11 protein-coding genes are annotated in these 16,519 nt (G+C 45.1%); 7 read left to right on the top strand and 4 right to left on the bottom strand.

What is annotated here, in order from left to right; genetic code table 11:
- The first annotated feature begins 317 nt into the window (after positions 1-317).
- Both hybG and hypF read left to right on the top strand, forming a co-directional pair.
- A complete protein-coding gene (gene hybG / locus CVP04_RS06885; RefSeq protein WP_100296763.1) occupies positions 318-593 on the top strand; it encodes a hydrogenase maturation factor HybG in 276 nt (91 codons plus the stop codon).
- Positions 594-602: 9 nt separating this feature from the next.
- The gene (hypF, locus tag CVP04_RS06880; protein WP_100296762.1) at positions 603-2,879 is read left to right on the top strand and encodes a carbamoyltransferase HypF; all 2,277 of its coding nucleotides are present in this window, start codon (positions 603-605) and stop codon (positions 2,877-2,879) included.
- A gap of 33 nt (positions 2,880-2,912) precedes the next feature.
- Here hypF and CVP04_RS06875 read toward each other — a convergent pair whose 3' ends face one another.
- Positions 2,913-3,911, bottom strand: a complete 999-nt coding sequence (locus CVP04_RS06875; protein ID WP_100296761.1) for a LacI family DNA-binding transcriptional regulator — start codon at positions 3,909-3,911, stop codon at positions 2,913-2,915.
- A gap of 451 nt (positions 3,912-4,362) precedes the next feature.
- On the opposite strand from CVP04_RS06875, the gene CVP04_RS06870 reads away from it, so the two are divergent.
- The 5 genes from CVP04_RS06870 to galK all read left to right on the top strand — a co-directional run bounded on the left by CVP04_RS06870 (position 4,363) and on the right by galK (position 13,505).
- Positions 4,363-5,649, top strand: coding sequence for an MFS transporter (locus tag CVP04_RS06870; RefSeq protein ID WP_100296760.1), 1,287 nt, complete (start codon positions 4,363-4,365; stop codon positions 5,647-5,649).
- 24 nt (positions 5,650-5,673) lie between these two features.
- A complete protein-coding gene (locus CVP04_RS06865) occupies positions 5,674-7,809 on the top strand; it encodes an alpha-galactosidase (RefSeq protein WP_100296759.1) in 2,136 nt (711 codons plus the stop codon).
- Between the two features lie 84 nt (positions 7,810-7,893).
- Complete coding sequence (locus CVP04_RS06860; protein WP_100296758.1) at positions 7,894-10,899, top strand: glycoside hydrolase family 2 TIM barrel-domain containing protein; 3,006 nt, start codon at positions 7,894-7,896, stop codon at positions 10,897-10,899.
- A 164-nt stretch (positions 10,900-11,063) separates the two neighbouring features.
- The gene (locus CVP04_RS06855) at positions 11,064-12,119 is read left to right on the top strand and encodes a UDP-glucose--hexose-1-phosphate uridylyltransferase (RefSeq protein ID WP_100296757.1); all 1,056 of its coding nucleotides are present in this window, start codon (positions 11,064-11,066) and stop codon (positions 12,117-12,119) included.
- A 231-nt stretch (positions 12,120-12,350) separates the two neighbouring features.
- Entirely contained in the window at positions 12,351-13,505 is a 1,155-nt protein-coding gene (gene galK / locus CVP04_RS06850) for a galactokinase (protein WP_100296756.1), read from the top strand.
- A gap of 54 nt (positions 13,506-13,559) precedes the next feature.
- On the opposite strand, the gene hypE is transcribed toward galK, so the two are convergent.
- Genes hypE through hypB form a run of 3 tightly spaced genes read right to left on the bottom strand, consistent with a single transcriptional unit; the run spans position 13,560 to position 16,495 of the window.
- Positions 13,560-14,573: a hydrogenase expression/formation protein HypE gene (hypE, locus tag CVP04_RS06845; protein ID WP_100296755.1), complete on the bottom strand. Its 1,014-nt coding sequence runs from the start codon at positions 14,571-14,573 to the stop codon at positions 13,560-13,562.
- A gap of 5 nt (positions 14,574-14,578) precedes the next feature.
- Positions 14,579-15,691 (bottom strand): hydrogenase formation protein HypD, encoded by a 1,113-nt coding sequence (gene hypD / locus CVP04_RS06840; protein WP_100296754.1) that lies wholly within the window; start codon positions 15,689-15,691, stop codon positions 14,579-14,581.
- Positions 15,692-15,703: 12 nt separating this feature from the next.
- Positions 15,704-16,495 carry a hydrogenase nickel incorporation protein HypB gene (gene hypB, locus CVP04_RS06835; RefSeq protein WP_100296753.1) on the bottom strand — a complete coding sequence of 264 codons (792 nt, stop codon included), beginning with the start codon at positions 16,493-16,495 and terminating at the stop codon, positions 15,704-15,706.
- Positions 16,496-16,519 lie beyond the last annotated feature (24 nt).

Raw genomic sequence — 16,519 nt, 5'->3', positions numbered from 1 at the left:
TAACCACTCCGAGTGTAAGGATACTCCCAAAAAAAATTAAACCTCAAGAGAGAAAATTACGAATTTTTGATTGAGATCATAAATATTTTCATATTCAAAATTCGTGATCTAATTAAAGGTAAATAAATTTAATTTAATGCTAAAGAATCTTGTTTATTTTTAAAAAAATGTTAAACAAATCAAACCGTTGAATTTTCCATAAAATTTAAAATCCTTTAAATATCACCACGTTAATTTCTGTGATAAACTAATTCCACATAAAAAACCAAATAAATGTAACAAATTCGTCATCATTCGAATGTCGGTAAGGATTAATTATGTGTTTAGGTATTCCCGGACAAATCGTTCAAGTGGCGGACAGCGCTTTGCAGCTCGCTGTGGTGGATGTTTGCGGTGTGAAAAGAGAAGTCAACATTTCGCTAATTTGCGATGATGATCCCACCACATTGCTGGGCAAATGGGTATTGGTGCACGTCGGTTTTGCAATGACCGTTATTGACGAAGAAGAAGCCAAACAAACCCAAGAAGCCCTGATCGCAATGAGTCAACTGGAGCACGAAGTCGGTGATTTTCTGGGCTTAAATCAAAAATAAGGCGGCGTTATGCAAGAGATTGAATTGCGAATTAAAGGTAAAGTGCAAGGCGTCGGTTTTCGCCCTTTCGTTTGGTTGCTTGCCAACAAATATGCGCTCAAAGGCGATGTAAATAATGACGGGCAAGGCGTTTTAATTCGATTTTTTCAGCCGGAAAGCACCGCACTTGAACAATTTCTTGCCGATTTACAAAGCCAACTGCCGCCTTTGGCGCAAATTACGGAAATCATTCGTCGCGAACAAACGTGGCAGTCGGTGCCGAGCGAAGAATTTGTGATCCGCGAAAGCGAAAATAATGCAATGGATACGCAAATTATTGCCGACGCCGCCACCTGTCCGCATTGTCTCGCCGATTTGTTCGATCCCGCTAACCGCCGCTATCACTACCCTTTTACCAACTGCACCCATTGCGGCCCGCGTTTTACCATTATCAAGGCGATTCCTTACGATCGCAAAAATACTTCAATGGCATCATTTCCGTTTTGCCCGCAATGTGAAGCGGAATATAAAAATCCCGCCGATCGTCGTTTCCACGCCCAGCCGAACGCTTGCTCCCTTTGCGGACCGCATATTTGGTTAAGCGATCGTTGGCAAACGCTTGATGAAAACGAAGATGCGCTAAAACGCACCGCACTTTTATTGCAACAAGGCAAGATTATCGCAGTGAAAGGTATCGGCGGTTTTCATTTGGCTTGCGACGCAACCAATGCACAAATCGTGCTACAGCTGCGTCGGCGCAAACACAGACCGACCAAGCCTTTCGCCGTAATGGTGCCGAGTTTGGATTTTTTACGTTGCTTGACCGAACAAGAAATCGCGCAACTCACTTCCGCCGCCGCGCCGATTGTTTTGCTTAATCGAAATAAAGTGCCGAAAGTCGTGCCGGAAATCGCGCCTTATTTGCAAGAAATCGGCGTAATGTTGCCGAGTAATCCGTTGCAACATTTGTTATTGCGCGCCGTCAATCGCCCGTTGGTGATGACTTCCGCCAATCCGAGCGGACAACCGCCCGTGCTGGATAATGAAAGTGCGGTGAAAAAATTAGCCGATTTAGCCGATTTCTTTCTATGTCATAACCGCGATATTTTACAGCGCGCCGACGACAGCCTAATTCGCGTCGCCTTTGACGGCATCGAAACTTTACGACGCGCCAGAGGCTATGTGCCGGATGAAACCTCACTCGCGACGCCGAGCGAAACCAACGTGTTAGCGCTCGGTTCGGATCTGAAAAATACCTTTTGTTTATTACGCCGCAATAAAGCGGTGGTGAGCCAACATATCGGCGATACCTCAAACGAACCGGTTCAGCAACAACTGGTCGATAATATTGATCTGTTTCGCCAAATCTATCAATTCCAAGCGGACAAAATCGCAGTGGATGCGCATAGCGGTTATTTTTCCACTCAAACCGGTAAAGATCTCGCCGCGCAACTGAATTTGCCTTGTGTCGAAATTTTGCACCATCACGCCCATATCGTCAGCGTAATGGCGGAACATCACTGCAGCGAACCGGTAATCGGGCTGGCGCTGGACGGCATTGGAATGGGCGAAAACGGACAATTATGGGGCGGCGAATGTTTGTTGGTCGATTATCAACAATGTCACCATTTGGGCGGTTTACCTGCCGTCGCCTTGCCGGGCGGCGATCTTGCCGCGCAACAACCTTGGCGAAACTGGCTGGCGCATTTACAACAATTCGTGCCGCATTATCGAGAAATCTTAACCGAAACTTGCGTCGAGAAAGACTGGCAACTGCTTTCTGTCGCCGTCGAACGCGGGCTTAATTCGCCGAAAGCCTCCTCTGCCGGCAGACTTTTCGACGCCGTGGCTTACGGGCTTTACCTCATACACGATCGTTTGAGCTGGGAAGGCGAAGCAGCGTGTCGTTTGGAGGTTTTGGCGGAAAATTCAAGATTAAATCGTCATCTATTGGCGTATAAAAGTGCGGTGGAAATTCCGGTTAAAATGCCGTTGATCGGCAATCAACTGGATTTAAAAACCTTCTGGCAAACGTGGCTGAACTATCACGAAGATCGCGCGGAAAAAGCCTTCGCCTTTCATTATGCTTTAGCTCAAGGTTTCGCCGAACTCGCTGCGCAACAAGCGAAAATTCACCGATGCCGCACCATCGTACTTTCCGGCGGCGTAATGCACAATCAATTACTGCGCCGGTTATTAAAAGAAAATTTACGCGATTTTTGCGTCCTCAGCGCCCATCAATTTCCAATGGGCGACGGCGGATTAAGTTTAGGGCAAGCGGTAATTGCGGCACATCGCAAAACCTGATAACCGGCTTTTCTCTTGCCGAATCCTTTGCATTTAACAGGATGCCCGCACAACTAGTGGGCAATCCACATATTGTTTGCCCTTAGCCGTTCTGTCTTCAATCAAATGTAACGCCGCTTGTTCTCCCATTTCATAATGCGGAAGCTGCACCGTGGTTAATGGCGGCAAAAACAGCTCGGCAACGCCCACCATATTATCATAGCCCACTACTGCAACATCTTCAGGGATACGAAAACCGTGGCTTAACAGCAACTGATAAGCAAGCATTGCAATACGGTCGTTACCGCATACAATCACGTCGTAATCCAATTTTTTCCGGTTTTCGGCAAGCAATTTTTTCAGCGGATCGGCACCGCAGGTATATTCGTGCAGATCTTTCGGCATAAAAAATTGCTCTGGCATTTCATAATTTGGTTGCACAAACCACGCCTTTTCAAACCCGTTTTGACGTTCTTTAGCTGCAATCGCATTTTCAGGAATGTACAAGCAAAGCGGTTTTTTATAACCCTTCTCCACCAACAACTGTGTTAAGTTAAATTGCCCTTGAAAATCGTTGGGAATATAGCTTGCCACATTTAAATCTTCCGTAATGCAATTTGCCAACACAATCGGAAAATGAGCGAGTTTTGGCGGAATACGAATTCTGCTTAAACCGTTACGAGCAATAATAATCGCAGATGGTCGATGAGAAAGTAATGCATCAACCGCTTGCTCCACTTCATCGGGATCTTCTTCAAAGGTATTGATCACAAAAGATTGCCAGCCATATTTACGCACGGTTTGTTCAACCGCCAATAAAATCTCAACGGAAAATGGCGTTGTCGCTGTGCCGAGTGAGAGCACGCCAATGGTTTTGCCTGCCACGCCACGCATTTTTTGTGCAGAAATATCCGGCACATAGTTCAGCTGTTCTATGGCTTGTTTTACCTTTTGGTAGGTTTTTTCCGAAAGCTGTTCTGGGTTGTTGATGGCACGCGAAACGGTCATCAACGAAACCCCCGCTAATTTGGCTACGTCTTTAAGTGCGGTCATTTTTGTTCTGATTTAATTTCAATAAAATTCTAGGTTTTTGAATTTAAGATTTAGTCTATAACTGCATTTTTCAGCCTAGCACGGCAAAGCTGTACTAGGTTAATCATAAGTGAGCGACTTTGTCGCTCCTTTAAAGGTGGCAAAGCCACCAACTTATGGTTAACCGATTGCGACCGCAAGTCGCTGTCGGATAAAAAATGTATATATTACAACCATAAAAGATCAACATCCCAAATGTTATCGCTAACATTCCATTAAATTGTAGAGATCTTGTTAAAATTAACAACCTTTTCCTGTTTGCAAATCTAAAATTTGTGATCCACTTCACAAAACCTTAATGTTAAGCTTAACATTTGTGATTTAGTTCACATTTTCAGCATTTTTCGTTTGTTTATTAAAATTGATAACGTTAACATTCGCTCAATTTCTTACTGTTGACTTTGAGGTTTTTATGCAAGCAAAAGCACAAAATCAAGCCTACTACCTAACCAACCGTAATTATTTGGTGTTTAGTGGCTATTTCTTTGTTTACTTTTTCATTATGGCAACCTGCTATCCGTTTTTAGGGATTTGGCTAGGGGATATTAACGGTTTAAGCGGTGAAGAACGTGGCATTGTGTTTGCTTCAATGTCGTTTTTTGCCCTCTGCTTCCAACCGATTTTCGGTTATGTCACCGATAAATTAGGCGTGAAGAAACATCTACTTTGGGCGGTGGCTATCACACTCATTTTTTACGCACCATTCTTTATTTATGTATTTGCACCGTTGCTTAAAACTAATATTTGGCTAGGTGCGATTGCTGGCGGTATCTATATGGGCTTTGTGTTCTCAGGTGGTGCACCGGCTTCAGAAGCTTATATTGAACGCGTAAGTCGCCGTAGCAATTTTGAATATGGTCGTGCCCGTATGTTTGGAATGATTGGTTGGGCTATCTGTGCCTCTGTTGCAGGGATTTTATATAGCCGTGATCCTGAACTTGTATTCTGGTTAGGCTCTGGTGCATCAGTTGTCTTATTTGTGTTAATCGCACTTGCAAAACCTGAGCAAAATTCGACCGCTAGTGTGGTTTCACAACTTGGCGGAAACAAAAATCCAGTAAGTTTAAAACAAGCCTTTGCTCTCGCTAAATTACCACGTTTCTGGGCGTTATTAGCTTATGTTGTCGGTGTGGCTTGTACTTACGATATTTTCGACCAACAATTCGGTAATTTCTTCAACACCTTCTTCGACAGCAAAGAGCAAGGTATCGAAATGTTCGGTTATGTCACCACAATGGGCGAATTACTCAACGCGACCATTATGTTCTTCGTGCCACTTTTAATTAACCGTATCGGTGCAAAAAATGCGTTGTTAATTGCCGGCATTATTATGAGTATCCGCATTATTGGCTCATCTTACGCAACCCAAGCGTGGCACGTGGTAGTACTTAAAACCCTACATATGTTCGAAGTGCCGTTCTATCTCGTGGGCTTATTTAAATATATCGCTAACGTGTTTGAAGTGCATTTCTCAGCAACCATTTATATGGTGGCGTGCCAGTTCATCAAGCAAGTGGGCAATATGCTTGCCTCATCTATCGTGGGCAGTTGGTACGACAAAATCGGCTATCAAGAAACCTACTTTATCTTAGGCTGTATCGCACTTGGCTTTACCTTGCTATCCGTCTTCACTTTAACCGGCAAAATGTCGATTGCCGAACGCTATCAATTACAAAAACGCAATGTGCGTGGTATCTAATTAAATTTTATGAAGGAAAAGATTATGACTAACGTTATCCGTTTAACCAGCAACAAAAATGATTTAATCGTGATTGCAGACCAAAACCCGCGCATTGCTTATTGGGGCGCGCATTTAAACAGTTTTAACCCAGCGCATATCGAAAGTTTAGAAATGGGCGTAACCAACGGCGGTTTAGATATTCCTGTACACGTTTCGCTCGCAAGCGAAAACGGTCGTGGTTATTTTGAAAGCTCAAGCGTGGAAGGACACCGCAACGGGCAAAATTGGGCGCCGGTATTTAATGAAACCGGCGTACAACAAAACGGCAACCATGTGCTGATTAGTATGCTTGATAAATTGGCAGGATTGGAATTTATCAGCGAATTTGTGCTGGACGAAAACACCTCCGTACTCAAGACTCGCAATAAATTACGCAATTTAAACGAAGGCACATTTACGGTAAATCGTCTTGCGGTAACAATGCCGTTACCAGAATATGCCGATGAAGTTTGCAGTTTCTACGGGCGTTGGGTGCGTGAATTCCAACCAAACCGCCAAACGCTTAAACACGGCGGATTTATTCAAGAAAATCGTGTCGGACGTACTTCTCACGAATATCCGCCACAAATTATTGTAGGCGAAAACGGCTTTAAAGAACAAAGCGGTAGCGTATGGGGCTTCCATTTAGCGTGGAGCGGAAACCATCGTATTCGTGCCGATATCGATATTCGTGGTCGCCGTACCGTGCAACTTGAAGCCCTTTACTTCCCGGGCGAAATTCAAATCGAACAAAATGAAGAAGTCGCAACCCCTTGGGTTTACACCACTTTTGCCGAAAACGGTATGAATGAAATGAGCCAACAATTCCATGCTTATGTGCGCGAAAATTTGGTTCGCTTCCCGAAACACCACACCCGCCCGGTGCATTTAAATATTTGGGAAGGCGTTTATTTTGATCACAAACCGGATCACATTATCGCAATGGCAGAAAAATCGGCAGAAATGGGCGTGGAGCGTTTTATCATTGATGACGGTTGGTTTATCGGGCGTGATGATGATTTCGGCGGCTTGGGCGACTGGTATTTAGACGAGAAAAAATACCCGAACGGCTTAACCCCGATTATCGATAAAGTGAAATCGCTCGGTATGGAATTTGGTATTTGGGTTGAGCTGGAAATGGTGAATAAAAACAGCAATCTCTACCGTGCACACCCGGATTGGATGTTGCAAGTAGAAGGCTATGATCAACCTGAAGAGCGCAACCAATTTGCACTGGATTTATGCAATGAAGACGTGTTCAACTACCTTGTTGAGCGTATGGATTGGCTACTTGGCAACCACGACATCGACTACATCAAATGGGATATGAACCGCCGTTTAGTGCAACCTGCACACAACGGGCAAGCATCGCTTACCAAACAGACCGAAGCCCTTTACCGCCTATGCGATGTGCTTTGCGAAAAATATCCGAACGTGGAATTTGAAGCTTGCTCGTCAGGTGGCGGACGTATCGATTACGAAATTTTAAAACGCTCGCAACGTTTTTGGACATCGGACGATAACGACGCTCTTGAACGCCAAACCATTCAACGCGGGTTCAGCTATTTCTACCCGCCTGAAGTGATGGGCGCACATATCGGCGGTAAACATTGCCACACCACTTATCGTCAATTAGACGTGAATTTCCGTGGTTTAACCGCATTGTTCGGGCATATGGGCGTAGAGCTTGACCCAGTAAAAGAAGGCGAAGCAGAACGCAAAGGCTTTAGTAAATATATTGCGTTACACAAACAAATCCGCCCGTTATTACACAGCGGAAATGTCTTCCGCCTAGACCGCAAAGATCCTGCATCTTTGGTAAACGGCGTAGTGGCGCAAGACCAATCGCAAGCGGTGGTTTTAGTCAATCAACTTGCAATGTTAGATTATCTACAACAAGAAACCTTGCGTGTGCCATACCTTGCCAATGCTGATTATGCGGTGGAATTACTCGATATTCCAGAAACCTATAAACAAGGCAAACACGGGCATTTAATGAAAAAATTGCCGAACTGGTTGAATAATTTAATCAAAGGCGAGAAACTAGTGCTTAACGGTGAATGGCTGGCAAAAATCGGGCTTGCCATTCCAAACCTAGACCCAGCAACAGCGATGTTGTTGAAATTCACAAGGGTTTAAATTGTAGGGTGGGCTTCAGCCCACCTTTGCAGATATTAATTTTGCGGTGGGCTAAAGCCCACCCTATGCATTTCGGAGAACATTATGAACTTCGCAAATTTTTATCAAGATCCGACCGCTTTACGTTTAAACACAACCCCACATCACGCCTATTTTATTCCCTTCAAACAAGGGCAAAACGCAAACCAATTCGCGCGTGAAACGTCTGAATTTTTCCATTTATTAAACGGCGAGTGGGATTTCGCTTATTACACCAACGCAAACCAATGCCCTGAACTAGCTGAAATCACGTTCAACCACAAAATCCCAGTGCCGTCCAACTGGCAAAATCACGGTTTTGATCATCATCACTACACCAACATCAACTATCCGTTCCCCTTCGATCCGCCTTATGTACCGCAAAATAACCCTTGTGGCGTGTATCGTCGTCAGTTTCAGTTAGAGAAGAACGCGAATAAGCGTTATTTGCTCAACTTTGAAGGCGTGGACAGCTGTTTGTATCTTTATGTGAACCGTCAGTTTGTCGGTTTCGGGCAAATCAGCCACAGCACCAATGAATTTGATGTCACGGATTATCTGCAATCAGGTGAAAATGAGATCATTGTGCAGGTGCTGAAATGGTGCGTAGGCAGTTATTTGGAAGATCAGGATAAATTCAGAATGTCGGGGATTTTCCGTGATGTTTATCTGCTTGAGCGTGAGCAAAATTATCTGCAAGATTTCTTTATTCAAACAGAATTATCTGATGATCTTACTCAAGCGAAATTAACGGTTTCGCCAAAATTTTTAAACGAAAATCAGCCGAACCACTATCAACTGTTTGATCCAAAAGGCAATTTAATTGCCGAACAACAAAGCGAAAATCTAGCGTTAAACCTTGAAAATATCACCCTTTGGAATGCAGAAAATCCGCAACTTTACCGCCTTGAAATGCGTTACGGCGAGGAAGTGATTTCACAACATATCGGTTTACGCAAAATTGAAGTAAAAGACGGTGTGTTGTTATTTAACGGTGAAGCTATTAAATTTAAAGGCGTAAACCGCCACGACAGCGATCCGAAAACAGGCTATGCAATCAGCTATGAGCAAGCCTTAACCGATTTGCGTTTGATGAAAGAACACAACATTAACGCTATTCGTACGGCACATTATCCGAACGCCCCTTGGTTTAGCGAATTGTGTGATTTATACGGCTTTTATCTAATTGGCGAAAGCGATATTGAAGCACACGGTGCGTCAATGCAATATGTTGCCCAGCCTGAACAGAGCATTTTCTTAAATGTGCCGAAAATTAACGAAAATGAGCGTATTTTACGAGATACTGTGGATAACTTCTGCTATTTTGCTCGCCACCCTGATTATAAAAATGCGATTTTAGACCGCACTTTTGCCAATGTGGAGCGAGATAAAAACCGCACTTCCGCGGTGATTTGGTCATTGGGCAATGAGAGCGGATACGGCGAGAATTTTGAAGCGGCGGCTGCGTGGATTAAGCAGCGTGATCCGAGCCGTTTGGTACATTATGAAAGCTCGATTTACCAACATTCCGCCCACAAAAATGACTTGAGCAATTTGGATTTTTACAGCCTGATGTACGGCTCAACGGAAGATATTGATACCTACTTCAGCCAACCGCAAAGCAAGCCGTTTATTCTGTGCGAATACAGTCACGCAATGGGTAATTCCAACGGTGATTTGGAAGACTATTTCCAAAAATTCCAGCAATATCAAGGGGCTTGTGGCGGTTTTATTTGGGAATGGTGCGACCACGCCCCTTATCTGCCGGACGGTTTAGGGCGTTTGGGCTACGGCGGTGATTTTGGCGAAACACCACACGACGGCAATTTCTGTATGGACGGCTTGGTTTCACCACTTCGCCAGCCGCACAGCAATTTGCTAGAGCTGAAAAACGTCAATCGCCCTGTGCGTGCAACGCTGAAAAACGGCAAAGTTGAGCTAACCAATATGCTTGATTTCACCGATTTAGCTGACATTTTGGACGTGCATTATCAATTCAGCGAAAATGGCAAGCCAGTGCAACAAGGCGTGTTAAGCGTGAAATGTCCGCCGAAACAGACCGCACTTTTAGATTTAGAACTGCCTGAAAATAACGGCAGTTTGTGGCTGTTGGATTTAACTTATGTGCAAAAATCGGCACAGGCTTTAACGATGGAAAATCATCCGCTCGGTTTTGACCAAATTCAGTTGTTTGAAAGCACAATGCTTAAACCGCAAATGGCAGAACAAACCGAGCAACATTGGACGGTAACCGAAACCGATTGCAAAATTTTGTTGAGATCTGACCGCTTGCAATATGAATTTGATAAGCAAAAAGGGATTTTCAGCCAGCTTTCCGCCAACGGCAAAGCCATTATCGAACAACCTTTGGATTTCAACATTTGGCGAGCACCAACAGATAACGACCGTTTAATCCGTGAACATTGGCAGAACGCAGGTTATCACGATTGCTACACCAGAGCTTATCAAGTGAGCCTTAAACAACAGGCGGACGGCATTGATATTCACGCTAAATGCGGCATTGTGGCGACCAGCAAATCCCGAATTTTGAGCTTAGAGGTGCATTATCACATTGATTTATTCGGCAATATCAAGGTGAAAATTTTTGGCGAAAAAGCAGCACACCTGCCGTATTTGCCACGTTTCGGCGTGCGTTTTACGCTTCCGAAAACTGATGACGAGTTGGAGTATTTCGGCTACGGCGAGCTGGAAAGTTATGTCGATAAACATTGGGCAAGCAAGCTTGGTATTTATCACACCACGGCAAACGCCAACTTTGTGGATTACTTCAAACCGCAAGAAAACGGCAGCCATTGGGGTTGTCATTATCTGCAATATCAGGGTTTAACAATAACGGCAAACCAACCATTTAGCTTTAATCTTTCGCCTTATTCGCAAGAAGAATTAACCCGGAAATTGCACCATTATGAGCTACAAGAAAGCCCGCACAATCTGCTTTGTGTGGATTATATGATGAGCGGCATCGGTACAAACTCTTGCGGCCCGAATTTGAAGGAAGAATATCGAATGAATGAAGAGCGGTTTGAGTGGGAATTTATGATTAATCTTTAACTGATAGCGCCCGACTCTTCCGGATGCTGAAAAGGTAGGCACTCGACATAGTCGAGCGCCATCGTGATATTCAACTCCACAAAATTTGTGATCCATTTCACACACAGATTTGACTAAATTTACTATACTCCACGAGATTTAAAATATTTGCGAGGAATACTCCAATGAGTGAAAAATTTAATATCAGCGACCATCCGCATCGTCGCTACAACCCCCTTAAAGATGAATGGATTTTAGTTTCCCCTCACCGTGCGAAACGCCCTTGGAGCGGACAGGTGGATAAAGCCGAAGTGGCACAACTGCCGAGCTATGATGAAAAATGTTTCCTCTGCCCGACTAACACCCGCGTTTCAGGCGATGTAAATCCTGACTACAAAGGCACTTACGTTTTCGCCAACGACTTTGCTGCCCTAATGCAAGATACGCCAGACGCTCCTGAATCGAACAATCCGCTATTTAAAATTATGGGCGTTCGTGGTTTGGCGCGTGTGATCTGCTTCTCGCCTGATCACAGCAAAACCTTGCCTGAACTACCTGTTGAGAAAATTCGCGGCGTGGTGGATACGTGGAACGAGCAAATCAACGAATTAAGCGAAACTTACCTTTGGGTGCAAGCCTTTGAAAATAAAGGGGCAATGATGGGCTGTTCTCAGCCGCATCCGCACGGTCAAATTTGGGCAAATTCCTTTCTGCCGAATGAAATTGCGACCAAAGATAAAAATCTCAAAAATTATTACGATCATCACGGCACAAACCTACTTTTAGACTACGCTCAAGCAGAACAGAAAGACGGCACCAGAACCGTGGTGGAAACAGAGCATTGGCTGGCGGTTGTGCCATATTGGGCGGCGTGGCCATTCGAAACGATTTTAATGCCGAAACAACGCCATATTCGCCGAATGAATGAGTTGACTGAGGCAGAAAAAGATGATTTAGCGGTGGCGATTAAACAGCTCACTTGCCGTTACGACAATCTGTTTGAAGCCTCTTTTCCTTACTCAATGGGCTGGCATTTCGCCCCGTTCTTTAAAGATGGACGTGATATTGAGCATTGGCAGCTACACGCCTATTTCTACCCGCCGTTATTACGTTCAGCAACGGTGCGAAAATTTATGGTCGGCTATGAAATGCTTGCCGAGGCACAACGCGATTTGACCCCTGAACAAGCCGCGGAAAAATTAAATGCAGTAAGTGCAGATGTGCATTATAAGCAACGCTAACCCTCTCCCTGATAAAAATTCTGAACGAATTTTTATCTGTCCCAATACTCGCTTCGCTCGCTCCTTTGGAGCCGTTGGCAAAGCCAACGTTCAAACGCAAGCGTTTGTCCCGCAAGCGGGCGAGGGTAAAATCACTCTCTCCCACAAGTGGGAGAGAGACAGCTAAAAATTGCGAAGGCAATTTTTAGCAGAGAGAGGGCAAATTAAATAGAAGCAAAAGGAAGATACACTATGACCCCAATCGAACTTTCCCAACAACAATTTGAACAACATTTTGGCTATAAACCACAACAAACCGTTTTCGCACCGGGGCGTGTCAATATCATTGGCGAACATACTGACTACAATGACGGCTTTGTAATGCCGTGTGCGATTAACTACGGAATGGCGGTGAGTTTTACCAAACGAGACGACAGCATTTGGCGAGTATTTGCGATTGATATTAACCAAACTGATGCGTTTGACGTCAAAAAAGAAATCCCACAAAGCGAAGACAAATGGAAAAACTATGTGCGTGGCGTGGTGAAATATGTGCAAGAAAAATGCCCTGAATTTGTGCAAGGGGTTGATATTGCAATGACCAGCGATGTGCCAATGTCATCAGGCTTAAGCTCATCTGCAGCACTTGAAATTTCGATTGGTAAAACTTGCCAAGTGTTAGGCGATTTACCACTTTCCCTTGCTGAAATTGCGTTAATCGGGCAACGTGCAGAAAATAAATTTGTCGGTGCGAACTGCGGCAATATGGATCAACTCACTTCTGCATTAGGGCAGAAAGATCACTTAGTGCGTATTGACTGCCGTAGCCTTGAGATCGAACCAACGCCTGTGCCACAAGGCTATTCGATTGCAATCATCAATTCCAATGTGAAGCACGATTTAGTGACAGGCGAATACAACAGCCGCCGCCAAGAATGCGAATTTGCAGCAGGATTCTTTGGTGTAAAAGCATTGCGTGATGTTACTCCGGAGCAATTTATTGAGCGTGCGGAAGAGTTACAACAAGCCAATGAACTCGCCTATAAACGTGCGAAACACGTCATCAGCGAAAACCATCGCGTACTGGAAGCGGTGGAAGCACTTAAAGCCGGCGATATGCAAAAATTAGGCGTGTTAATGGGCGAATCGCACGATTCAATGCGTGATGATTTTGAAATTACCATTCCGGAAATTGATTATTTAGTCGAACTCGCACAAGTTGCTATCGGCAAAAATGGCGGTGCGAGAATGACTGGCGGCGGCTTTGGTGGCTGTATTGTCTGCTTAGTGCCAAATGACAAAGTGGAAGAGTTGCGTAAACTCATTGCGGAAAACTACCAAAAACAAACAGGTATTAAAGAAAGTTTTTACCTTTGTTCTGCAAGTGACGGGGTGAGAGTTATTTAATTTGCTACCATAGACAACAATGCGCCGAAAACTATCGGCGCATTATTTTTCAAGTTAACAAATCCGTGGGAGCGGTTCGTTGGTCGGGAGATCGAGCAAACGGCTTTGTCCGAAAATCCCAACGGAGCGAACTTTGCCGTCCGGTGTCACTTCGCCGATAACGGCGGCATTTTCACCGAGCGGATGACGGCGAAGTGCGGTCAATATTGCCTCGGTTTGTGCGGGTTCCGCGACAATCACCAATTTGCCTTCATTAGCAAAGTTTAATGCTTCCAAACCTAACAATTCGCAAATACCGCGCACTTCTTGTCGAATCGGCAACGCATTTTCTTCAATCCGAATCCCTAAACGCTGCGCTTGAGCGAATTCGTGCAACACGGCATTCACACCGCCGCGGGTTGCGTCACGCACAGCTTTAACGCCGGTAAAAGGACGCAATAGATCAATTAACGGCGTCAACACGGCGCAATCGCTATGTAAATTCGTTTGAATACCTAAATTCTCGCGTAGATTCAAAATGGTCGCACCGTGATCGCCCAAGGTGCCGCTGACAATGATGTGGTCTCCGGCACGAATCTGATGAACGCCCCAATCCAAACGATTCGGAATCACACCGATTCCGCTGGTGTTAATAAAGATTTTATCCGCCGCACCTTTTTGTACCACTTTCGTATCACCGGTCACGACACGAATATTCGCCTCACGACAGGTTTGCGCCATCGATTGAATAATTTGCTTTAATTCGTGTAGCGGCAATCCTTCTTCCAAAATAAAGCCGCAAGACAAAAATTGCGGAATTGCGCCGCACACCGCCACATCGTTCGCCGTACCGCACACCGCAAGTTTACCGATATTTCCGCCCGGAAAAAAGATCGGGTCGATCACAAAACTGTCCGTACTAAAAGACAGCTGCGTTCCTTGCGTGGCAAGATCTGCTAGCGGCAAACGCGCTTGATCTTCGCCCTGGGCTAAAATCGGGTTATCAAAGGCTTCGACAAAATAATCCCGTATCAATCGCTGCATTGCCGCACCACCGTTGCCGTGCGCCATTGTAATAAAATCCGTCATTGTTATTATTCCCGTCGATATTGATAATACGCCGCGCACGCGCCTTCGGAGGAAACCATTAAGGCGCCGTAGGCATTATCCGGATTGCATTTAACCGCAAACAGCGGGCAATCTTTCGGTTTGCATTTGCCAACAAGCACGTCGCCGCAGCGCGAATTCGGATCATCGGCGACTTGTTGCGGCGTGCTGTTAAAATAAATTTCCGCGTCAAAATGACAGTAAGCTTCCGTCAATTCCACGCCGGACTCCTCTATTTCGCCCAAGCCGCGCCATTCGCTGCGCGCTTTCAAGCGAAACACTTCGCTCATTGCTTGTTGCGCCAAGCGGTTTCCATCGGACTGCACAATGCGTTTGTATTGATTTTCTACTTCACAGCGCCGTTCGACAAATTGCGTAACCAACATTACGATAGCCTGCAAAATATCCAAGGGCTCAAAACCGGTGATGACAAAAGGTTTATGATAGGTTTGGCAAAGATTTTGATACGGCGTCGAGCCGATAACCATACTGACGTGACCGGGCGCGATAAAACCGTCGATTTGAACCTGTTCTTGCGCCAGCAAACTATGTAGCGTCGGAATAATGGTGATATTTTGGCACACCACAAAAAAATTCGACACCTGCTGTTTTCTCGCTTGTTGCAAGGTAATCGCCGCACTCGGCATTGTGGTTTCGAAACCCAAGGAAAAGAACACCACGTTTTTATCCGGATTATTTAACGCGATATTTAACGCATCCAGCGGCGAATACACAATTCGCACATCCGCTCCTTTCGCTTTAGCTTCCAACAAAGAGCCCTTCCGCCCACGCACACGCATTGCATCGCCGAAAGTACAGAAGATCACGTTGTCGCGCTCGGCGATTTCAATGCAGACGTCGATTCGCCCCATCGGCAACACGCAAACCGGACAACCCGGCCCGTGAATAAATTCGATACTTTCGGGTAACAGTTTATCCAAGCCGAATTTAAAAATCGTGTGCGTGTGTCCGCCGCACACTTCCATTAAATAAAGCGGATTTTGCTTGGTAAAGTGCGGTAGTTTTTGCATTAGTTTATGCAAATGCCCGACTAAATCTCTCGCTAATTTCGGATCACGAAATTCATCAACAAACTGCATTTTGTCAATCCTTTATGCGCGCAACCAATCCAGCCATTGCGCCAAACCTTCGCCGGTGGTCGCGGAAAGTTGAATCACTCGAATATTCGGATTCACTTGTTTGGCATATGCCAGACATTTTTCCACGTCAAAATTTAAATACGGCAATAAATCGATTTTATTGAGAATCATCAATTCGGCGGCGGCAAACATATGCGGATATTTCAACGGCTTATCTTCGCCTTCCGTCACGGACAAAATCACCACTTTGGCTTTTTCGCCGAGATCAAATTCCGACGGACAAACCAAGTTGCCGACATTTTCGATAAACAACAAACTGTTTTCTTGCGGACGAAGTTTCACCAACGCTTGCCCGATCATTTGCGCATCCAAATGGCAGCCTTTTCCCGTGTTCACCTGAATCGCCGGTACGCCGGTGGCGCGAATACGATCCGCGTCATTTTCGGTTTGCTGATCGCCTTCGATCACATAGCAAGGCAATTCGCCTTTCAACGCGTTCAAGGTTGTGGTTAACAAGGTGGTTTTGCCCGAACCGGGGCTGGAAACTAAATTTAATGCGAGAATATGGTGTTTTTCGAACAAAGTGCGGTTAATTTGCGCTAATTGATTATTTTTGCCTAGCACGTCTTGTTCGACTTTCAGTAAACGTTTCGCGCTTTCGTCCTCATTTGAGGCGCCGGAATGAAAAACGGAATGAGAAAAATTCGGTAATTTGACCGCACTTTGCGCGGCATTATCGTGAGTATGCGGCAATTCGCCGATGCGTGTTTGTTCCGGATGTCCGCAACCGCAAGTGGTACACATAATAATCTCCCTATTTCGGCTGAT

Origin of the sequence: Caviibacterium pharyngocola (genome assembly GCF_002795405.1) — a bacterium.
In the GTDB taxonomy this organism is placed as follows: domain Bacteria; phylum Pseudomonadota; class Gammaproteobacteria; order Enterobacterales; family Pasteurellaceae; genus Caviibacterium; species Caviibacterium pharyngocola.
The sequence above is the reverse complement of the archived record's forward strand: the minus strand, read 5'-3'. Positions and strand labels throughout refer to the sequence as shown.